The organism is Gloeocapsa sp. PCC 7428 (assembly GCF_000317555.1).
Lineage (GTDB): Bacteria > Cyanobacteriota > Cyanobacteriia > Cyanobacteriales > Chroococcidiopsidaceae > Chroogloeocystis.
The window spans coordinates 403,151-425,223 of record NC_019745.1 but is presented as its reverse complement, the minus strand read 5'-3'; the positions used below and the strand labels follow the sequence as shown (position 1 = coordinate 425,223).

The following is a 22,073-nucleotide window of genomic DNA, read 5'->3' as shown; positions in this document are numbered from 1 at the left end:
TAGGTATAAAAATATAAGGTTGAGGAGCAACTATTTATGAAAGCCATGATTTTGGCGGCTGGTAAAGGAACTCGCGTACGTCCAATTACTTACACAATTCCTAAACCAATGATTCCCATCCTGCAAAAACCAGTGATGGAGTTTCTTTTGGAATTGCTACGCCAGCACGGATTTGACCAAATCATGGTCAACGTCAGCCACCTAGCCAGCGAAATTGAAAGTTACTTTCGTGACGGACAGCGTTTTGGCGTCCAGATTGCGTATTCGTTTGAAGGGCGCATTGAAGACGGTGAATTAGTGGGAGAAGCGATTGGATCTGCTGGAGGAATGCGGCGCATCCAAGACTTTTCCCCATTTTTTGATGATACGTTTGTCGTGCTGTGCGGTGATGCGTTGATTGACTTGGATCTTACCGCCGCAGTGAAATGGCATAAAGCAAAAGGTGCGATCGCGACGGTCATTATGCGATCGGTTCCTCGTGAGGAAGTTTCCAGTTACGGTATCGTTGTTACCGATGACGCAGGACGCGTCAAAGCTTTCCAAGAAAAGCCTGCGGTTGAAGAAGCGTTGAGTACCAATATCAGCACGGGGATCTACATTTTTGAACCGGAAGTTTTAGATTACATTCCTTCCGGTCAGCAATACGACATTGGTAGTCAATTATTCCCGAAACTTGTAGAAATCGGCGCGCCATTTTATGGATTAGTGATGGACTTTCAATGGGTCGATATCGGTAAAGTCCCTGACTATTGGCACGCGATTCGCGGTGTCCTCTCGCGAGAAATTAAAAATGTGGAGATTCCAGGTCAGGAGGTGGCTCCAGGGATTTACACTGGGTTAAATGTGGCGGTGAACTGGGATAAAGTTGATATTACAGGTCCCGTTTATATCGGCGGAATGACGCGTATTGAAGATGGCGCAAAGATTATTGGTCCAGCGATGATTGGTCCAAATTGCTGGATTTGCAGCGGCGCTACGGTCGATAACAGTGTCATTTTTGATTACTCGCGTCTCGGACCTGGAGTCCGCTTGGTTGACAAGTTAGTGTTTGGACGTTATTGCGTCGATAAAAACGGAGCGACGATTGATGTGCAAGCCGCTGCACTCGATTGGCTAATTACTGACGCCCGCCATCCCCAACCCTCACAACCGCCATTAGAACACCGCGCGATCGTTGAATTGCTGGGAAACGGCAACTAAAAGCTAGGGGCGCGGGACGGGTGATGAGTGGTGAGTTTTGAGTTATTTAAAACACTATTCTTCCTCTGCTCACGCCAGTCGCCTCAACGGGGTAAACCCTACAGTCGGTTTGCTCAACGGAGGACACCTCCGCACGCAACCGACCTCCCGCACGGCGCAGGCACCCCTGCTTCCTCTGCTCCTATCTACGGAGACAAGTAAGTATATCGACTTAAGCTCTGCTCATAAGTTTGTAGCAGTCGTTGCGATTCAGCAAGCGTAATCCGCTTCTCTTCGAGTGCTTGTTCAGTCCGCTGGCGTATACTTTCTACTAAATCTTCAGAGTCGTACTGCACATAACCGACAACCTCAGTCATCGTGTCACCTTTGACGACGTGCTCAATTTGGTATCCCTTGGGCGTTAACTGAATATGAACCGCATTTGTGTCACCAAACAAATTGTGGAGGTTGCCCATAATTTCTTGGTAAGCACCGCTAAGGAACATTCCTAAGTAGTAAGGTTCGTCAGGTTTAAACGTGTGCAGTTCTAAAACTGACTTGACATCCCGCAGGTCAATAAACTTATCAATCTTACCGTCACTATCGCACGTTAAATCGGCTAAGATACCGCGCCGTGTTGGTTCTTCATCTAAACGATGAATCGGCATAATTGGGAACAACTGGTCGATCGCCCAGCAATCTGGTGCAGATTGAAATACCGACAGATTGACGTAGTAGATCGAAGCCATAATTTTTTCGAGTTCTTCTAAGTCATCTGGAACGTATTCTTGCTGGCGCGTAATACCCATGATCTTCTCGCAGCAAGCCCAGTAGATCCGCTCGACACGCGCCCGTTCAGTGAGGCTCAGAATCCCCAAATTAAAGCGGCTGATCGATTCTTCTTTAAATTGAGTAATGTCGTGATAGGCTTCTTGGTAGTTTTCAACGTTGATCGATTGAAACGTTTCCCACAGGTTGTGAATCAGGGGCGGTTCTTCAGGGCGCGGTGGTTCGGGTGAACCAGAAGGAACATCACAGGTACTCAGCACATCAAAAATGAGAATCGATTGATGCGATGCGATCGCTCTCCCGCTTTCACTAATAAGCGTCGGTACGGGCATTTTCCGCTCTGCACACGCGTCTTTAAGCTCTGCCACGATGTCGTTGGCATAATTTTGCATATTATAGTTTTTCGAGGCGTAGAAGTTCGTTTGCGAGCCGTCGTAGTCTACGCCTAAGCCACCGCCAACATCGAGATACTTCATATCTGCGCCAAGTTGCGCTAACTCAACATAAATGCGGCTAGCTTCTTGAATCGCATCTTTGATGACGTTAATTGCCGAGATTTGCGAACCGATGTGAAAGTGAAGCAGTTGCAACGAATCGAGGAGATTAGCATCGCGTAACTTATCGACTGCTTGAATAATTTCAGGAATTGTTAAACCAAATTTAGCGCGATCGCCGCTTGACGTTCCCCAGCGTCCCATTCCTTGGGTACTTAACTTTGCCCGCACGCCTAAAATCGGTCGAATTCCTAACTGGCGACTGGCGTTGATCACAAGATCGACTTCTTCAATTTGCTCTAAGACAATGATCGGAGTTTGCCCTAGGCGTGTTGCTAGCATGGCAATTTCGATGTATTCGCGGTCTTTGTAGCCATTACAGACTAACAGCGCACCAGGGGTATCAAGCATTGCCAAAGCAATCATTAATTCCGGCTTAGAGCCAGCTTCCAAGCCGAACTGATGCGGTTGACCAAATCGCACGAGATCCTCGATTAAGTGCTTTTGTTGATTGCACTTGACCGGATAAACACCACGATAAACACCAGGGTAGTTATAGCGCGCGATCGCTTTGGCAAAACACGCATTTAACCGCTGAATTCGATCTTCCAAAATATCTGAAAAACGAATCAGCAATGGTAGTGATAAATTACGCTGCTTGAGCGCGTTGACTAACTCGTACAAATCTAAAGAGCCACCGCGATCGCCTTTTGGGGAAACTGTCACATGACCAGCAGCATTAATGGAAAAGTAAGGCTCGCCCCATCCATCAATTCGATATAGAGCTTCGCTGTCTTCTATTTTCCATTTTCTCTGTGGCAAAGTCTCGGTTTTAGGATTTGATAATGACTTTTTATTATTTTGCTCCGCTTTGTATCCATTATCTGCTGCCTTTTTGGCTTCAGAAGCTTGTTCCTGCTTCTGCGGTTGGAGTTCAAGAGGCGGCTGGCTCTCTAATGCTGAATTTGTGCTTAACTCAACACCCATTATGTCTTGACCTCGTATAGTTTCACCCACGAATAGCCAGTTTAACTCATCTATTTCAAAACGAATTCTGAACTAAGAGAGACTTTCTGAGATAATCTGTTTTTTGTTGTTGTATGGCGGTAGTATTCAGCTGTTAGCGTTCAAATTTAACCTATAGTTAACCTTTAGGTTGATTCTGGGACACTTTTGATTTCAAAAGCTAATATGCTAATCGCTTTGTTCATCTTTACAGGAGATAACCTTGGAACGCACGTTTTTAGCAATTAAGCCCGATGGTGTACAACGCGGACTTGTAGGCGAAATTATTAGCCGCTTTGAAGTAAAGGGGTTTACCCTCGTCGGCTTAAAATTCATGCAAGTTAGCCGCGAACTCGCCGAACAGCATTACGGCGTTCATCGGGAAAAGCCTTTTTTTGCAGGACTGGTAGAATTTATTACTTCTGGTCCTGTTGTAGCGATGGTTTGGGAAGGTGATGGTGTCATCGCTGCCGCCCGCAAAATGATTGGCGCAACGAATCCCTTAAATGCTGAACCAGGAACAATTCGCGGTGATTTTGGCGTTGATATTGGACGCAACATTATTCATGGTTCGGATGCGCCAGAAACCGCAACTCAAGAAGTCAGCCTATGGTTTAAAGACGAAGAACTTGTAAGTTGGCAATCGAGTCTAAGTTCCTGGATTCGCGAGTAATTATTCAGTAGGGGCGAGGGAAAGAGTGGTTAGTGGCTAGTGAGTAGTGATGAGTTTTGAGTAATCTAAAACACTATTCCTCCTCTGCACCTCTGCTTCCTCTGCACCTCTGCTTCTTTAACTCCCTGACCTCTGACCCCTACTATTGCCCAAAAAAGTGTCTTCACCGCTGATTTCCTTCAGATTCCCCTACTTGCACAATTTCTCGCTGACTTTCTGCTGGTTCATCTTTAGCAACCTTAGTTTCGGTTCGCTGGGAAAATCCCCACACGAAGATCGCAGCGATCGCACTAATCATCAACCATTCGGGTGGCACTAAATCTTCGTTGATGACTCTCAATAGCAATCGTAAGCCGACTAGCGCTACGGTGATGTAACCTGCGTCTTCTAGGTGAACGAATTCGTCCAACCAACGAATAAACAATCCTGCCATAAATCGCAGTGCAATAATGCCGATTGTGGCTCCTGTAATCACCAGCCACTTTTCTTGCGAAACCGCGATCGCAGTTGTCACGCTATCGAGCGAAAAGGCTAAATCGGTAAACGCAATCACAGGAATGGCTTGCCATAAGTTCGCGAAGCGCGGACCATGATGTTCGTGTTCCGGATTGTCATCGGATGTGAAATACTGAAATACCAGCCAAAGTAAATAAGCAGCGCCTAAAAGTTCAAACTGCCAAAACTTTGTTACCCAGGTGGCGGTAAGAATTAAGCTAATCCGCAAGACGTAGGCGACAACTAAACCAAAGTTGAGCGCTTGACGTTCCAACTTTTTATCTTCTAGTCCTTGGGCGATCGCTGCAAGCGCAATGGCATTGTCTGCGGAAAGTACTGATTCTAAAAAAATCAGGATAATTAAAACTAAAGTGGCTTCAATCCCGATGTTGAAGGGAGAATTAAAAACTTGGTCTATCATTAATAATTTTTCGCACCTGAACTAGCAAACCGAATAGCAACGAATACATCAATCTAAGAATCTTAACAAATCGCCATACTTTAAGGAATGAACCTTTAGACAGGAAATCCGCAGCGAGACAATTCACAGCAAATGAAGAACACGACTCATACGCTTCATTATCCTTACATTATGGGGGGTGTGCTGCGATTGGTGAGTTAAGTATTGATAACTGAAGCATAAACAGACTAAATCAAGCTGCGATCGCATAGTGCGAGTAAACAATTCTGAAGCTTAAAGAAATTCAAAACACTTTCGAGCAAATCTACGCGCAAAATGGTTTTGAGTAGCAATGCCAATTAGTTAGAAACAGTCATGTCTCTCACAATCGAATCAATTCTGCAAGAAAAACGTTTATTTCATCCTCCGGCTGAATTTTCGCAAAATGCACATATCAAAAGCCTAGAAGATTATCAGCAACTGTACGATAAAGCGTCTTCCGACCCAGAAAAATTTTGGGCAGAACTTGCCGAACAAGAGTTGCACTGGTTCCAAAAGTGGAACAAAGTACTCGATTGGCAACCGCCGTTTGCGAAGTGGTTTGTCAATGGCAAAATTAATATTTCTTACAACTGTCTCGATCGCCATCTCACCACCTGGCGTAAAAATAAAGCGGCGTTGATTTGGGAAGGTGAACCAGGAGACTCGCGTACGCTTACCTACGCGCAGTTGCATCGCGAAGTGTGTCAATTTGCCAATGTTTTAAAGCAGTTGGGCGTGCAAAAAGGCGATCGCGTCGGAATTTATATGCCGATGATCCCCGAAGCGGCGATCGCGATGTTAGCCTGCGCGCGAATCGGTGCGCCGCATACTGTCGTTTTTGGTGGTTTTAGTGCCGAAGCGTTGCGCGATCGCTTAATCGACGGACAAGCTAAAGTTGTTGTCACAGCAGATGGTGGTTATCGGAAAGATGCGGCGGTTCCGCTCAAAGAACAAGTTGATAAAGCTTTAGCGAGTGGTGATGTTACCAGCGTCGAAAATGTGTTAGTTGTGCGGCGTACTGGGCAAGAAGTACAGATGGAACCAGGGCGCGATCACTGGTGGCACGATCTGCAACAAGGTATCTCCGCCGATTGCCCCGCCGAACCGATGGACAGTGAAGATATGCTGTTTATCCTCTACACTTCGGGTAGCACAGGTAAACCTAAAGGAGTGGTACACACCACAGGTGGTTACAACTTATACACGCACATGACCACCAAATGGATTTTTGATTTGCAAGATACTGATGTCTATTGGTGTACGGCTGATGTTGGTTGGATTACCGGACACAGCTATATTGTTTACGGTCCGCTTTCCAACGGTGCGACAACGGTAATGTACGAAGGTGCGCCGCGATCGTCAAATCCTGGTTGCTTCTGGGATGTGATCGAAAAGTACGGCGTAACAGTTTTCTACACTGCACCGACAGCGATTCGGGCGTTTATTAAGATGGGCGAACACTTGCCGAAAGCCCGCAATCTATCTTCTTTGCGCTTACTCGGAACCGTCGGCGAACCGATTAACCCCGAAGCTTGGATGTGGTATTACCGCGTCATCGGCGGCGATCGCTGTCCGATTGTCGATACTTGGTGGCAAACGGAAACTGGGGGCATTATGATTACCCCGCTACCTGGTGCAATTCCCACAAAGCCAGGTTCCGCAACGCGTCCCTTCCCTGGAATTCTTGCCGATATCGTTGATTTAGAGGGCAATCCTGTAGGCGACAACGAAGGTGGTTATTTAGTCGTCCGTCATCCTTGGCCTGGGATGATGCGTACAGTCTATGGCGATCCCGATCGCTTTCGGCGTACTTACTGGGAACACATTCCGCCGCAAGATGGTAAATATGTCTATTTTGCGGGTGATGGTGCAAGGCGCGATGAAGATGGTTACTTTTGGGTAATGGGGCGTGTTGATGATGTCATTAATGTGTCAGGACATCGTTTAGGAACAATGGAAGTTGAATCGGCATTGGTGTCGCACCCCGCCGTTGCCGAGGCAGCAATTGTCAGTAAACCTGATGAGGTTAAAGGTGAAGATATCGTTGCTTTTGTAACTTTAGAAAGTACGTACCAACCGAGTGAAGCACTCAGTAAAGAACTTAAACAGCACGTTGTGAAAGAAATCGGTGCGATCGCGCGTCCTGGTGAAATTCGCTTTACCGATGCGTTGCCAAAAACTCGTTCGGGTAAAATTATGCGGCGGTTATTACGCAATCTCGCAGCTGGGCAAGAAGTTTCCGGAGATACGTCTACATTAGAAGATCGCGGTGTCCTCGATAAATTGCGCGAAGGGGCTTAGTTTTTGCGGGGCGATCGTTTTCATTGTTGGGGGCGATCGCTCTCATTCTTGGAACTTATTGAATTCCGCAATCAACGCTTGAACTATTGTGTCACGCAAGCTAATTTGTTGAATTTTATTCATTATTGCTAATCGTAGTCTACCTTTATCAAGATAATAGCGATGTCTAATTTAATCGCTATCAGTTTTTCATGTCCGTTGATAATCTCTGCAAACTGCTATCGGAAAAATATCCTGCCGTCTTTGCTAGTTGGGTATTAGGTACACCACAAACTGAAGTTAAAGTCCTCAAAACCGAATTAAGCATTGAACCAATTCGCGCGGATTACGTGACATTCTTACAGCTACAAGAACGCATTCTCCACCTCGAATTTCAAACTGTGCTTACCTCAACGCCACCGCTACCTTTGCGAATGCTTGATTATTGGGTACGGTTGTATCGGTTATATCGCCTCCCTGTTACGCAAGTAGTAGTATTATTACTTCCACTCGCACCAGACACAATACGGAAGCTGGTCCTCTGAGAACTTCGACTCTTTTAATATTAGAAGGCGAGTCGGTGGAGAATTTTTGATGATTGACCGTCTTGCTATGCTTGATACAATGCCTTCATGTTTGATAATGTTTGCAAGTTTCTCGCGGAAAATTTTGCTGCTGACTTTGCCTCTTGGCTTTTAGGAGAAGCGATCGCACTCACCGAGTTAAGCCCCAAAGAATTATCTCTCGAACCCATTCGTGCAGATGCCTTGATCCTGCTGCAATCCGATGAAGTCGTGCTGCATGTTGAATTTCAAACTAAACCAGATGCAGGAATTCCCTTTCGCATGGCTGATTACCGCTTGCGTGTGTATCGACGTTTTCCGCAAAAACGAATGCGCCAAGTCGTTATTTATTTGGCACAATCTGCATCTGAACTGGTTTACCAAACAAGCTTTATTATTGACAATCTACAGCATCAATTTACAGTAATTCGTCTTTGGGAACAGCCTACAGAAATATTTCTGCAAACTTCAGGTTTACTTCCATTTGCGACTTTAAGTAACACTAACGATAAAACCAAAGCATTACAGCAAGTAGCTACTCAAATTGAGCAAATTGCTGAGCGAAGAATACAAAGTAATATCGCAGCATCAGCAGCACTTTTAGCTGGGCTAGTATTAAAAGAAGAAGTCATTCAACGTCTACTCAGGCAGGATATCATGCGCGAGTCAGTCATTTATCAGTCAATCATCGCCGAAGGTTTAGAAAAAGGGCGCGAAGAGGGCCAGCAAGAAAAAGCGCGGCAAATTGCTATTAATATGCTGAAAGAAGGAATGCCTACTGAAGTTGTCGCCAAACTCACAGGTTTAGCAATTGAGGCGGTAGAACAGTTAGAAATTACTTAACTTTTTTTCGTTTTAAACAAGCGCTAGGACTGATACCAAATTTCTGCTTAAATGCACCTGCAAAGTGACCGAGATGTTCATAACCTACAGCATTCGCCACCTCAGCGACACTCATTTTGCCTTCAGATAAAAGCAAGCGTGCTTGTTCCATACGCAATTGGTGTAAGTAGCCAAAAACTGTCTTACCTAAAACCTGACGAAAGCCTTGTTTAAGTTGGTGATGATTGAGTCCAACTAGCTGCGCTAACTCTAACACTGAAGGTGGGTTGTCAAGACGGTGTTCTAAAATTTCTTTTGCATAGTAAATCTTTTCAAGCACTTCCTTTTTAATAGAATGACTTACTATTGCTTCTCCTTCAATGTCTTGTTGCAACCGCAAAGCAATTAACTCTAAAATTTTGCTTTCTAAGTAAATACGTTTAACCAAACCTTGAAAAGGACACTGCCAAATCTGCTGTACAGCGACTTGCATTTGTGTTGTAATTGTCCCATTACGAAGGTAGTACTCTTGATCCGGTTTCCTAAAAAGGTGCTTCATTTGCAATGGAATAGCATCATCCTCAATCCCCATGAAGCTATTGAACACTTCTGGCACTATATGCACTTTAACGGCTTTGTTAGGCTCACAAGAGAAATTCTGATGAAACAATTGTGGTATTAAACCACTACCGGATATAATGCTGTCACCAGCGTAATTCAAGCCATAGCGTTGACAATGTATACCGCCTGAGAGTTGGAAATAAAACCCCAAAGGATGCTGGAACTCTGGATAACTGACGATCGCATCGTTATGTACTTGGTAATCTTCGACTGTGAGGTAAAATCCGTTGCGTAGCTCAACGTTTAAGATATTGCCTTTACCTAAATCTTGAGGATATTCCGATAACGTTTCTGAGTAATTGTTGTCTGTATCTGTATATTCTTTTACTAAAGTAGCTTTCTCGATGAACTCCTCGAAGGCAACTGTCATGGTCATATTACTCAGTTGGGCTACTTGATGAGTGATTTACAAGAAGGTTGGGTGTTACTGACACCTAAATTTAAGTTAGACCTAATAATAATTCTTCTCAATAAAAATAGCGACTTAACTGTATCTGTATGTAGTTTAGGAGTGACGCACTTGAACGCTATTTTGTCATTCTGAGTGCAGCGTTCCCTTCTTCGTAGCTTTCCTGTAGGCTAGGAAAGAATCCCAGAGATGCTTCACAAAGCTTGCGCTTGAGTAATAGCGAAGGGTTCAGCATGACATCAACTACGTAAGTCCTATAGTGATAGAGTTGCTGTTCAGAAATATGTATGAGTGAGATGTTCAGGGTTAGCAAAAATCGCGATCGCCCAAAGCAGATAGGTTACTAAATACCTAGTAATCTAAATTCTACAGAATTCTTAAAACCTAAATCTTTTAGTACAGGAGTATAATAAATTAACAGATTTTTTCAGTTGTCAAACCTAATCTGAAGAATCGATAAGTCATCATCAAAACTCTCTTTATAATTGATTTGATTTAGCTGAGCTAAAATGGTGTCTAGATCGCAGTTACCTACGATATGATCCGTTTTGAGTAGCTCAATAAAAGAATCAAGTTCCCAAATTGAACCATCGGCTAAATGCAGTTCATAAACTCCATCGCTAAATATATAAAGCGTACTCGATTCAGGAATTTGAAAAAATTTGTCTGTGTAATTAGTGTCAGGAAACATACCGATTGGAATGCTTGGAGTTTCTAGTTTTGTCACATGGAGCGTAGGTTTTTCTGATAACAAAACAGCAGGTGGGTGTCCGGCATTAGAGTAGATTAATTGACGATTGACTCGATTATAAACTCCATACCAAATTGTGAAATACTTCGAGTTTTGAGAAGTCATTTGAAACGTACTATTTAAAGCTCTGAGTACGTCAGTTGGTTGGTAGTAATTAATACCATCGAGTGCGCGGGAACGTAGCATATTGAGGACTGAAATTGAAGGAAGCGTAGCTCCTAATCCATGTCCTGCCGTATCAAGTAAATAAATAGCCAAATAGTCAGGATCTAGCCAGTAATAATCAAAACAATCTCCACCTAGCCGCAATGAAGGAATAAACCGAGAATTAATTTCGAGTGGTTCTTTTAGCTGTGGTGGAAGTAGCGATCGCACATAGTCAGCAGCTTCGGATAATTCTGCTTCGAGTAATTGCTTTTGTTTTTGTAAATCCCGACTCATTTGATGCAAGCGCAATCCAGCACGTACCCGCGCTGTTAGTTCGTTTTGTTCGATTGGCTTAGTAATAAAATCGTCTCCACCTGCATCGAATGCTTGAACGCAGTCAGATACCGAGCCTAAACTTGTGAGAAAAATGAAAAATACTGTCGATAATCTTGGTTCAGCTTTAATTCGGCGACAAACTTCCAACCCACTCATCGATTGCATTGTCCACTCACAAATGACTAACCCAGGATACAACTGGCGCGCCAGCCTAATTCCTTCTTCACCGTTATGAGTTACAACAACTTGATAACCTTGGCTTTTTAGTACCCTAGAGAGCATAGTTTGCACTGTAGGGTCATCATCGATTACTAAGATTAGAGACATGAGAAAAAGGATTGAGCCACAAAACAATAGCGCGCTTGAGTTGGTTTAAATCTCGATAGATCTCTTGCTTAAACCACTGTCCCATCGCGTCAAACGGTGTAAAATTCGTTCCAGTTTGCCAACTAACATCTTGTCCTAATGGTGTTGTATGGCTTCCTGGTAGTGTTTGTAACGTAACCATTTCCGGAAAACGCTGTTGTAACAGTTGATGCAGTGCCGTGGATTGGTCAATTGTGTCATTAGTAAAGCGAATCAGCAAATTGCGACGGACACGATAGCGATCGCGGACTAAGTTTGTTGTTTCCACTGGAGAAGGTGTAAACTCGACCGCAAAAGTAGGCGTGAATTGTTGTACTAAAGGAATCGCGTCGCGTGCTGCGTAGTTGTTATAAGAAATGAGAATATTTCCTGCACGTTCGACATCAAAAAGACTACCAATAAGTAAGTGTAGTTTACAGCCCATACTGTGTCCTAACCCGTAGGTCGGTAGATAGCGCCGACGTAATAGCGCGCGATCGTGTAATTCGGCGATCGCGTTATCAAAACTATTTAAAACCGTTTGCGCGATCGCTGCATGATCTAATGTATTCACAAACGGTGTCGCAACGACAGCATACTCTTTTCCCAATTGTTCTAACAACCAACGGTACGTTAATTGAGGTGCGGTTGCAACAAAAGCGCCTCCTAAAAAATGCACAATTCCCACAGGATGTCGGGGAACTAAAACCCAGTTACCAGCAATTTCCTTCCATTCCATGCAATCAAATTCAGAGGTCAAAGGTCAGAGATCGGGTATCATTGCCTATCATTAATGCCTGCTGCAATGAATCGCCCTCCCTATCTATTGTGGCAACTTACGATGAGGTATGCGCGATCGCATTGAGTTAGACTTCCTGAAAAATACCCTGAAACTACATACAGTTGGTAATCAGTAACATATTTGCTTCCATTACCCATTACCTAGCACAGACATCACCACGTTCAAAAAGACGCGATTAAACGCCGGCTCATTTTCGCTCTGGATGCGCTTCTACAGGTGAAGCAGCCCCCATTTCATTGATAGTGGCGATCATTTGATAGAGACGCCCTAAATCTCGCTGATTGAAATACAACACGAGGCGGGGTAGTTCAGAGGTTTCGTCTTGCGCTTCTTGGGGTAACGTTTGACTTTTTTCGATGCGTCCCTTAACGAGAATATCGTTAAAGTTCGTATTCAACGTCTCGACATCTGCATCCGAGATATCTGTTTTCATCCGAATGACGAGTTTGTCACCTACGTAGCGGCTAGAGTGATAAACCTGGTAAAACCGCGTGATCGCATTGCAAGCCACTTCCAGATTGTCTGTAATTGTGTAAAGGCTATCGTCTTCAGGACTAATTAATCCTTGTTGGCGGAGGTGCTTATCGATATACTCACTCCAAGCCCGCCAATAGTCGCCTCCTGGGCGATCAATCAAAACGACAGGTACAGGACCAAACTTACCTGTTTGACTGAGCGTCATGCACTCAAAAGCTTCGTCTTGCGTGCCAAATCCGCCAGGGAATAGCGCGATCGCATCACTTTCACGCAGTAGAAACAGTTTGCGAGTGAAAAAGTACTTAAAGTGAATCAGTTTAGCATCGCCTTCAACGACAGGATTTGCTTCTTGTTCAAACGGTAGTTGAATGTTTAACCCAAACGAGTTTTCTCGCCCAGCGCCTTCATTTCCTGCTTGCATAATTCCACCGCCGCCCCCCGTCATCACCATGAAGCCTAACTGCGTCACACATCGCGCAAAATCAAACGCCATACTATATTCTGGTGCTTCTGGTGACGTCCGCGCTGAGCCAAAAATCGTTACTTTGCGTACGTGTCGGTACGGGTAAAAAATGTTAAAGCCTTGCTCCATGTCAGCTAATGACGCTGACAATATTTTCCAGTCAAGGCGTTCGATGTCGCTATTGGCTAACTTGACGATCGTGGCAAGCGCGTACTGAATCAGTTGCCGGTGTTTGTGATGCGGCAGCTTTTCGATTAAGTCAGTCAGGTCTGATTCAAGAGACTCTAATGATGGAAAATGGGAAGATGAGGTCATGAGTGCTTCCGCACAAGTGGCACTCTATTTTATCGATATTTTGGGGGTTATTTGTCAAGTCGTAGATTAATAATTTTTTAATATTGCTGTTTGGTGTTTTGTAGCCGATGCTTTTTAGTGCTTTTTTGCGATCGCCCAACTTAATCTACGGACTCATATTATTTTATTCGCTCAAATAAAGCTCAATAATACTTCTAAGCATGGTATTTGAGCGAAATATTATTAACTTTACCTTAGCAGTCCAACTCAAATGCAGCACTGCTAAACGACAAAGTTATTCACCTAAGAGCAATTTCACAAATACTTTTCCAACGTGTTAGACAAAGTACTCTTAGGAACTGCACCAACAACCATATCAACTCGTTGCCCACCCTTAAAAATCATTAATGTCGGGATACTGCGAATACCGTATTGACTAGCAACGTTGGGGTTCTCGTCTGTGTTAAGTTTTACAACTTTCACCTGACCGTCGTATTGCTGCGCAATTTCATCCACAACAGGAGCTACCATCCGGCACGGACCACACCAAGGTGCCCAGAAGTCCACTAGAACTGGAACTTCGCTTTCGAGTACTTCCTGTTTAAACGTCGAGTCTGTAACTTGTGCGGCTACTGACATGCCTAGAAATCCTTAAGCTATATCTCTTACTTTGCTGAAATTCTACCATAGCCGCACGCCGCGTTCTGCTTTCTCAACTGTCTATATTTAGATAGATCTTAGGTTCTTATACCCATAGAGATAGGCTGTAGAGGAAGCAGGGGAGACGAGGAGATGGGGGGACGGGGAGAAAAATAACACTAACTACTACTCACTCGCCCCTAGTTCCTCGCTCCTAGCCCCTCTAATAAGGAACCGCCCGAACAGAAGTCCGAGCGGAGTGTGGTGTGAGGAGTGAACGGAAACATGCGTCTCCGCTTTTTCTATTGTAGGCGACAGGTTAGCTTTTTTCAGAATTTACTTAACAATTCCTGCAAACTTCATTGGGAGTTTTACCCAAGTAGATTTACTTGCCCATGCCTAACTGTTGTGCTTTTTGATAAACCTTACCTTCGGTTAACAACGAAGGCGCGATCACAACTTCGACTTGCTGCATTTCTTTAAGATCCTTGGCTCCCAACGTACCCATGCTGGTTTTTAAAGCGCCTAAAAAATTATGCGTCCCGTCATCAAGTTGTGCAGGTCCACGCAGAATTTGTTCTAACGTACCCGTCGTCCCAACTCGAATGCGAGTGCCACGAGGTAATACAGGGCTAGGTGTTGCCATACCCCAGTGGAAACCGCGTCCTGGGGCTTCAGCCGCGCGCGCGAAGGGAGAGCCAATCATCACGCCATCAGCACCGCAGGCAATACACTTACAGATGTCACCACCAGTAATCAAACCACCATCAGCAATCACCGGAACATAATTACCCGTTTCCTGATGATAATCATCACGCGCAGCCGCACAGTCAGCGATCGCTGTTGCTTGCGGTATACCCACACCCAAGACACCCCGTGAGGTACACGCAGCGCCGGGACCAATTCCCACCAGCACAGCCGCTGCACCAGCTTTCATTAGGTTTAGCGTTACTTCATACGTCACGCAATTTCCCAATACTACCGGCATGGGCATCTCGCGGCAGAATTCAGCTAAATCCAAGTTTGCCATCGATTCAGGTGATAAATGCGCTGTAGAAACTACCGTTGCCTGTACAAAAAATAAATCAGCACCTGCACTCGCGACAATCGAGCCGTACTTACTTGCACCCGCTGGGGTAGCACTGACTGCGGCAATGCCACCTTGTTGTTTAATTTCTTGGATGCGTTGTGTAATGAGTTCGGGCTTGACAGGTTCGGCATAAAGTTCTTGCATCAGCGGTACAAATTCTTGCGGACCTACCGAAGCAATTCTTTCTAGAATAGGATTTGGGTCAGCATAACGCGTTTGAATTCCTTCTAAATTCAAAACACCCAATGCGCCCAATTGTGACAAAAGCACAGCCATGCGGACATCGACAACACCATCCATGGCGCTGGCAATAATCGGAATTTCCCGCTTGATACTGCCAATTTGCCAATGTGTATCTGCTAAACTTGGGTCTAGCGTGCGCTGTCCAGGAACGAGCGCAATTTCATCAATTCCATAGGCTCGGCGAGCCATTTTCCCACGCCCAATCTGAATATCCACGCCTGTTTACTTCTTAAGTTCCAATACTGTTTTCGCTAGCGTACCAAATTGCAGAACAATTATTTTGCTTCTAGAGACGCCAAGTAATCATTGCTGCAAAAGAATTTGTGCGAATTCGCTACAATAAAAATAGCTGTTTGCTTAATCATAACAAGCTATTCACCCACTTATTGCACCTGCATAACGGTTAAGCTTTGATTCAATCAGAGACTCTAGAATTACTGGAATGGTCGCGCCTGTGTCAACACTTGTCCACTTTTGCGGCAACAAAATTAGGGGCAACCGCAGCGCGTAATTTGCAAATTCCGCAATCGCAAAAACAAAGTGAAGCACTTCTTGCCCAAACGCAGGAAGCATATCAACTAGAAAATAGCCTTACGGGCGGTTTGTCGTTTGATGGTATTCAAGATATTGGCGATGCGCTAACGCGCGTACAACGCCAAGGCATTTTAACGGGCGAAGAACTTTTAGCGATCGCAACGACGCTTGCAGGAACTCGCCAACTGCGTCGCGCAATTGACAATCAGCCAGATGTACCCGTCCTCAGCGCGTTAGTAGAAGACATTCGTACTTATCCCGAAATCGAGCAGGAAATTCATCGTTGTATCGATGAACGCGGACAAGTTAGCGATCGCGCCAGCACAACACTATCAAATATTCGCAGTTCGCTGCGGCAAATTCGCAGTCAAATCACGCAAAAACTGCAAAACATTCTGCAACGGCAAGCGAATGCAGTACAAGAGCAACTGATTACTAAACGCGGCGATCGCTTTGTGATTCCCGTCAAAGCACCCCAAAAAGATGCGATTCCAGGAATTGTGCATGACACTTCTACAAGTGGCGCAACACTTTACGTTGAACCGAATTCAGTCGTTCCTTTAGGTAATCAATTACGACAATTAACCGTCAAAGAGCAAGCTGAAGAAACCGCAATTCGCCGACAGTTATCTGAGCAAATCGCGGCGGTTACACCTGATTTAGAACATTTATTAAGTGTTGCAACAATTCTTGACTTGGCGTGCGCCCGCGCGCGATATAGCTACTGGTTAAAAGCAAATCCACCACGATTCATTCAACGCGGTGAAGGCGAAACAATCACCTTACGGCAACTGCACCATCCGTTGTTAGTATGGCAGTTTGCTCACGAACAAGGCACGGCAGTCGTTCCAGTTGATTTAGTCATTAAACCACAAATTCGGGTAGTGACGATTACAGGACCAAATACGGGAGGTAAAACAGTCACGCTCAAAACCCTCGGCTTAGCAGCTTTGATGGCAAAGGTGGGTTTATTTGTCCCAGCGCGCGAACCTGTGGAAATTCCGTGGTTTGACCAGGTATTAGCCGATATTGGCGACGAACAGTCACTTCAACAGAGCTTATCGACATTCTCCGGTCACATTCGCCGCATCAGTCGAATTATCGATGCCCTATCAAACACTCAAGCACTAACTCCTCACTCCTCGCTCGTGTTACTCGACGAAGTAGGTGCAGGAACTGACCCCGCAGAAGGCAGTGCTTTGGCGATCGCGCTTTTACAATACTTAGCAGACCACACGCAATTAAGTATTGCCACAACTCACTTTGGCGAACTAAAAGCTTTGAAATATCAAGACGAACGCTTTGAGAATGCTTCTGTCGAGTTCGATGAAGAAAGCCTTTCGCCAACCTATCGCCTGTTGTGGGGAATTCCAGGACGTTCTAACGCCTTGACAATTGCCCGCCGCCTAGGGCTAAACGCTGAAGTTGTCGAGCAAGCTAAAACTAAAATAGGCGGTGCAACCGAAGACGTCAACCAGGTAATCGCCGGATTAGAAGCACAACGGCGGCTCCAAGAAACCAAAGCAGCTGAAGCAGAACAATTACTGCAACAAGTACAGCGGCTCTATACCGAAGTATCGCAAAAAGCCGCACAACTGCAAGAGCGCGAAGCACACCTACGACAACAGCAAGAGCAATCGATTCAACAAGCGCTTGTGCAAGCCAAAAGTGAAATCGCGCAAGTGATTCGTCGTCTCCAGCAAGGTTCAACGACAGCCCAAGACGCGCAACAAGCAACAAATGCGCTGACTCAAATTGCCAAAAATCATCTTCCGCCACCACCCAAACCCAAACCAGGATTTAAACCTCAAGTAGGCGATCGCATTCGCATACCGCGTCTTGAGCAAACGGCTGAAGTCATTAGCGCACCCGACGAAGACGGCGAATTAAGTGTTCGCTTCGGAATCATGAAAATGAATGTCAAGCTCGAAGATATAGAATCGCTCGACGGACAAAAAGCCGAACCAGTCACAACTAAGAAGCAAGTTAAAGAAACACCGCGCAATAGTCCTAAGCAAGATGCACCGACTACACCGCAATCCGCCCTCGCAATCCGCACCTCACAAAACACTATCGATCTGCGTGGAAGTCGAGTCGCTGATGCTGAGATTGTCTTAGAACGCGCGATCGCTCAAGCCCAGGGACGATTATGGATTATTCACGGTCATGGAACTGGCAAGCTAAGGCAGGGAGTACACACTTTCTTGCAACAAAATCCCCGCGTTAACCGCTTTGAGCCAGCAGCCCCAGAAGATGGCGGAACAGGTGTCACCGTTGCTTATATCGAATAAGTAATAGGGGGCGAGGGAAAGAGTAACTAGTGATGAGTCGCTAGTGGTTAGTGGTCGTAACAGAGAAGTTTATTTGTAGTATTTCTTCCCCTGCTTTTTTTACAAGAGCGATTTTACATTTGAACCAAACAGGATAAGCTGGTAGCTAATTAGAAATCAACGTCGATTTAGACAAGTTTGGTTTCAAAATGGGTAACAACAAAAGCCCATTCTCGTATTACCTCCTATGCTTAAGGTTATGCACTCCAGCGCGCAATCGCCGACACCAACTCCACGATGGGAAGAGCTTACTAACATTCAGCCCAACCCAGCCCAATTAGATAACATCAAGGCTCAGCTGGACTTGGTATTGTTGGCGCTTGAAGCTTTGGCGGGGATTGGCTCAGAGGCAATGCTCCAAGCTGCGGCTCAACTTAATCTAGAGTCCAAAATCCCAGACCGCGTGGCACTATGGCGACTGCGCCAATCAAATCCACTCCGTAAAGGCGAAGGAGGAAGAAAAAAGCTCGATGTAGAAGAAGCGCGATCGCTTGTTTTAATCAGCTGCTACCTCGCAAAACAACACCAAGAACGAATTCGCCGCGCGGTTGCTTTGCTTGAACAAGTCACCCAAAACAACGAAGCTCCTCATAAAGCCGCTCTTTTAGGAGATTATCTAGATGCTTTCAGTAACACCTACCAAGAACGCATGGAGGAAGATGAAAACGTCTCCACCGATGTCCTAACTCAGTTGGCGCTCAAACTCTTGATTGACTTGTTATTTTATAGTGCGCCTGGCGGTCATCGTCGCCTTTGGTTAGCACTGCTAGACCGCTCAAAATAGTTAAGGAACCAGGGCGAAAGCAAGTGACTGGTGACTAATGAGTAGTGGCTAGTGATAAGTAGGAGTGTGGTAGCGTAGGCGAATAGGAGAGAGAGAACACAACTACCCATCTACCCGCCTACCTTCTACCCTTTTGCTCCCCCTGACCCCTGACCCCTGACCTCTGACCTCTGCTAAATTCTCACCTATGACTTTGTCAAATTCACAGGTTCTCCGTAGGTATACGCCCCCCACATGTACGTTGGAAATTATCGCTCCTCAATCACCCTTGTCGCGTTGGGCTGGGCGGACAGTCGCCACGCAGTTACGCTTTCATTTGCATTTTGACGATCCGCGATCGCCCGAACAACGAGTTCAGATTACAGGCGATCGCGAACGACTTGAAGCCCTACACCAAGCTGTCGCAGTGTATGTGCAAGAGTTATTAAGTCAATCGCCAGCCCAATTTACTGCACAGTTGGCGTCGCAAACGACTGCGACTGAGGCAACGACTTCGGTTGCTCATTCCCAAATTGTGATTTCACCTGCCAATTCCTCTGATTCACCTCCTGCACGGGCGGGACAAATCTTTCTGAAACCTGGTACAGGGTTATCACATACACTCTTTTTGGGACCTCTAGCAACGCCCACAACCGGACCTGTCGTGCAGTTGAGCGTACTGCAACTGTTTGATTTGGCAACGGCTTTAGATGAATTTGAAGCTGATATTGTTGCCTTACCCAGCCTCAACCAGCGTCGAGTCAGTACGACTCCTCCCGCCTGGGCGACAATCGCCGCCGGATTAACACTTGCTGTCGGTATATTTGCTGTCTTGCAACAACTTAATCGCCCTGTTCAACAGCAAACCGCAACGAATAATCAAATTGCTGAAGATCCACAGCAGCTTGCGGCGCAGCCTTCACCACTACCACCTTTATCATCGTTAGACACACTACCACCTCCACCACCTGCGGGTTCTCCTGTCCCCGTGCCTAACGCCCCCTTGCCCGCAATTCCTGTCCCAAACGCTAGCCCACCGACTGAATCAACCGCGGCCGCACCGTCGTCTACTCTTCCTGGGAGGACGACACCAACGCCACAAACAACGGTCATTAATCCAGGGTCGCCGAATCAAACCGTTACAGGTTCGGCGGGAAATACTGCGCCACAGCAACCAGGTACAGGAAATTCTGCGCCCACAATCGCGATACCGAGTCCTTTAGCGCAACTTAACGCTCCTAATCCTGGATCGCAAGCCGCAATTCAAACCCAGCGAACCGCACCACCAGCGGCACCACAGCGACAGGCGGCAAACACGACTGCGGCAGTGCGATCGCCGAATATCCCTCCTCCTCCTGCCCCAAGTCAACCTACATCGCTAGATAATATTAGTCAGGTAGCCGAGGCTCGACAATTCTTTCAGCGTCGCTGGGAACCAACAGCCGCAGTTAAGCAGACCTTAGAATACAGTTTGCTCTTGGATGTTGATGGCACAATTCAACGTATTGAACCGCTAAATCAAGCTGCTAGAGACCAAATTGACCGTACTGGAATGCCTTTGATTGGCGAGCCGTTTGTATCCCCCATTACTGACGGCAAAGTTGCTAGAATTCGAGTTGTTTTAACACCTGATGGCAAAGTGCAAACCTTTTTGGAAGATCGCGAAGCGCCACAAGTGTCGCGCGATCCGCGTGAGGCTGCTGAGTAACCAAAAAAAGGCTGTTGTTACAGCCTTTTCAACAAAAAATTATATAAATTCAAAGTTAATAGCGAGCCTTTTTCTGGGCTTGGCGCTTCTTACGCCGCCGATGAGCAGCGATAACAGCTTCTTCTACAGGGTATCCGACAATCGGAATAACCTGATACTGTCGCTCTTCTTCGAGCTTTTTCAGTTCGGTGTAGTCAACCCAGTGAATGCAATCAACCGGACACGTGTCAATTGCTTCTTGAATCAACTCTTCTGAGTCGCCGTCTTGACGGACGACGCGCGAACGACCGTAATCTGGTTCGATGTAGAAGGTGTTACGGGCGACATGAGCGCAGTGCTTGCAACCGATGCAGGTGATTTCGTCAACATAAACACCTTTTTGCCGCAGTTCACCGCCTAACTCAGGTTCTAACCCCGAACGTTCAGGTGCATCGCGAAAAATTCCACCTAGTTCGGGTTCAAGGTGCGATCGCATTGCTCCAGATTGTGTCTGCTTTGGCGGCATAAAATCAGACATCACGCACTCCAGCGCTGTACTAATAGTCGAATTGAACCGTCTTCGTTTTGTTGCTGTTCTGCTACTTGAAACCCTAAGCGCGAAGTTTCGCTTAAAACTGTATGATAAGCGTAACGCTGCGTTATTTTCTTAAGAAAACCTTCAACGGACAAATTTTGCTGCCAATATTGCAAATCAGCAACGAGTTCGTATTCTTTGCCATTCCAACTAAAGCCGAGATCATAACCATTCTCCTGCTCGATGGTAATTTCGGCATTACGAGTTTGACCGCGATAGCCTCGAACTGCTCTAGAACCAGATTTCCAACTGATGCCTAAATCAGTGAGCGCAGCTTGTAACGATGAAAGATTACGGATTTGTGTTTTGATTTGGCTAAAGTGTGACATTGTAGTAGTTGTGAATTAAATCAAACTGGACTAGTTAGTAAAGTTACCACTCGCTAAAACTAGCTTGGGTTGTTGCAACTGTAGATTGGTGTTGTACTGCATTATAAAATTCTGAGCTTGGCTGGTGACTGACGACTTGCCCCAGTTCTGCTTCGATTGCCGCTGTGACTTCGGTACAAGTTGCTCCGACTATACCGGAAACTTTTTCCTGTACGCGACCATCGGGATAAATCACAAACTCTAGCGTTTCCATACTTCTAGCTAATCACCATAGCTTTATTTATAATTTGCAGCGACACTGTATCGGCTGCTCGTTGCTATTTGTAAGCGTTTATGCCTACTATGCCCTCTCCTCACTATCACTATTGCTAAATAATGTTTCATCTATCGAATTATAGAGAATAAAAAATTAACAAAATTTAGCAATAGATGAAGCCTTACATCAATTATTGTCAGTTTCGCTTAACTCACCGCAG

At 45.6% G+C, this 22,073-nt stretch carries 19 protein-coding genes; 8 read left to right on the top strand and 11 right to left on the bottom strand.

What is annotated here, in order from left to right; all coding sequences use genetic code 11:
* Positions 1-36: 36 nt before the first annotated feature.
* Entirely contained in the window at positions 37-1,200 is a 1,164-nt protein-coding gene (locus GLO7428_RS01880; RefSeq protein ID WP_015186857.1) for an NDP-sugar synthase, read from the top strand.
* A gap of 185 nt (positions 1,201-1,385) precedes the next feature.
* Here GLO7428_RS01880 and speA read toward each other — a convergent pair whose 3' ends face one another.
* Positions 1,386-3,449 (bottom strand): biosynthetic arginine decarboxylase, encoded by a 2,064-nt coding sequence (gene speA, locus GLO7428_RS01875; RefSeq protein ID WP_015186856.1) that lies wholly within the window; start codon positions 3,447-3,449, stop codon positions 1,386-1,388.
* A gap of 241 nt (positions 3,450-3,690) precedes the next feature.
* Here speA and ndk point away from each other — a divergent pair, with 241 nt between their 5' ends.
* Positions 3,691-4,140, top strand: a complete 450-nt coding sequence (gene ndk / locus GLO7428_RS01870; RefSeq protein WP_015186855.1) for a nucleoside-diphosphate kinase — start codon at positions 3,691-3,693, stop codon at positions 4,138-4,140.
* Positions 4,141-4,303: 163 nt separating this feature from the next.
* On the opposite strand, the gene GLO7428_RS01865 is transcribed toward ndk, so the two are convergent.
* Entirely contained in the window at positions 4,304-5,056 is a 753-nt protein-coding gene (locus tag GLO7428_RS01865; protein WP_015186854.1) for a TerC family protein, read from the bottom strand.
* Positions 5,057-5,410: 354 nt separating this feature from the next.
* Here GLO7428_RS01865 and acs point away from each other — a divergent pair, with 354 nt between their 5' ends.
* The 3 genes from acs (at position 5,411) to GLO7428_RS01850 (ending at position 8,763) form a co-directional block, all read left to right on the top strand.
* A complete protein-coding gene (gene acs, locus GLO7428_RS01860) occupies positions 5,411-7,378 on the top strand; it encodes an acetate--CoA ligase (RefSeq protein WP_015186853.1) in 1,968 nt (655 codons plus the stop codon).
* A 191-nt stretch (positions 7,379-7,569) separates the two neighbouring features.
* A complete protein-coding gene (locus GLO7428_RS01855; RefSeq protein ID WP_015186852.1) occupies positions 7,570-7,902 on the top strand; it encodes a hypothetical protein in 333 nt (110 codons plus the stop codon).
* 87 nt (positions 7,903-7,989) lie between these two features.
* Positions 7,990-8,763, top strand: coding sequence for an Rpn family recombination-promoting nuclease/putative transposase (locus GLO7428_RS01850; protein ID WP_015186851.1), 774 nt, complete (start codon positions 7,990-7,992; stop codon positions 8,761-8,763).
* Here GLO7428_RS01850 and GLO7428_RS01845 read toward each other — a convergent pair.
* From GLO7428_RS01845 to GLO7428_RS01820, 6 genes are all read right to left on the bottom strand, one after another.
* A complete protein-coding gene (locus GLO7428_RS01845) occupies positions 8,756-9,733 on the bottom strand; it encodes a helix-turn-helix transcriptional regulator (protein WP_015186850.1) in 978 nt (325 codons plus the stop codon). The two genes, GLO7428_RS01850 and GLO7428_RS01845, sit on opposite strands and share 8 nt — an antisense overlap.
* A 466-nt stretch (positions 9,734-10,199) precedes the next feature.
* Positions 10,200-11,333 carry a PP2C family protein-serine/threonine phosphatase gene (locus tag GLO7428_RS01840; RefSeq protein ID WP_015186848.1) on the bottom strand — a complete coding sequence of 378 codons (1,134 nt, stop codon included), beginning with the start codon at positions 11,331-11,333 and terminating at the stop codon, positions 10,200-10,202.
* Complete coding sequence (locus GLO7428_RS01835) at positions 11,308-12,090, bottom strand: DUF1350 family protein (protein ID WP_015186847.1); 783 nt, start codon at positions 12,088-12,090, stop codon at positions 11,308-11,310. Before GLO7428_RS01835 ends, GLO7428_RS01840 begins: the two co-directional genes overlap by 26 nt.
* Positions 12,091-12,340: 250 nt before the next feature.
* The gene (locus GLO7428_RS01830) at positions 12,341-13,408 is read right to left on the bottom strand and encodes an LOG family protein (protein WP_015186846.1); all 1,068 of its coding nucleotides are present in this window, start codon (positions 13,406-13,408) and stop codon (positions 12,341-12,343) included.
* 294 nt (positions 13,409-13,702) lie between these two features.
* Complete coding sequence (trxA, locus tag GLO7428_RS01825; protein WP_015186845.1) at positions 13,703-14,026, bottom strand: thioredoxin; 324 nt, start codon at positions 14,024-14,026, stop codon at positions 13,703-13,705.
* A 385-nt stretch (positions 14,027-14,411) separates the two neighbouring features.
* Complete coding sequence (locus GLO7428_RS01820) at positions 14,412-15,575, bottom strand: GuaB3 family IMP dehydrogenase-related protein (RefSeq protein ID WP_015186844.1); 1,164 nt, start codon at positions 15,573-15,575, stop codon at positions 14,412-14,414.
* 194 nt (positions 15,576-15,769) lie between these two features.
* Between GLO7428_RS01820 and GLO7428_RS01815 the strand changes: the two genes are divergently transcribed.
* The 3 genes from GLO7428_RS01815 to GLO7428_RS01805 all read left to right on the top strand — a co-directional run bounded on the left by GLO7428_RS01815 (position 15,770) and on the right by GLO7428_RS01805 (position 20,694).
* On the top strand, positions 15,770-18,184 hold the full coding sequence (locus GLO7428_RS01815; protein ID WP_015186843.1) for an endonuclease MutS2: 2,415 nt from the start codon (positions 15,770-15,772) through the stop codon (positions 18,182-18,184).
* A gap of 226 nt (positions 18,185-18,410) precedes the next feature.
* Entirely contained in the window at positions 18,411-19,007 is a 597-nt protein-coding gene (locus GLO7428_RS01810; protein WP_015186842.1) for a DUF3038 domain-containing protein, read from the top strand.
* A 187-nt stretch (positions 19,008-19,194) separates the two neighbouring features.
* Positions 19,195-20,694 (top strand): DUF4335 domain-containing protein, encoded by a 1,500-nt coding sequence (locus tag GLO7428_RS01805; protein ID WP_015186841.1) that lies wholly within the window; start codon positions 19,195-19,197, stop codon positions 20,692-20,694.
* 55 nt (positions 20,695-20,749) lie between these two features.
* Here the strand turns inward: GLO7428_RS01805 and GLO7428_RS01800 are convergent, their stop codons facing one another.
* From GLO7428_RS01800 to GLO7428_RS01790, 3 genes are read right to left on the bottom strand one after another with little or no spacing between them, the layout of a single operon-like run.
* Complete coding sequence (locus GLO7428_RS01800) at positions 20,750-21,211, bottom strand: ferredoxin (protein WP_015186840.1); 462 nt, start codon at positions 21,209-21,211, stop codon at positions 20,750-20,752.
* A complete protein-coding gene (locus GLO7428_RS01795) occupies positions 21,211-21,597 on the bottom strand; it encodes a DUF1257 domain-containing protein (protein ID WP_015186839.1) in 387 nt (128 codons plus the stop codon). Before GLO7428_RS01795 ends, GLO7428_RS01800 begins: the two co-directional genes overlap by 1 nt.
* Positions 21,598-21,640: 43 nt before the next feature.
* Positions 21,641-21,850, bottom strand: coding sequence for a DUF2997 domain-containing protein (locus tag GLO7428_RS01790; protein ID WP_015186838.1), 210 nt, complete (start codon positions 21,848-21,850; stop codon positions 21,641-21,643).
* Between the last annotated feature and the right edge of the window lie 223 nt (positions 21,851-22,073).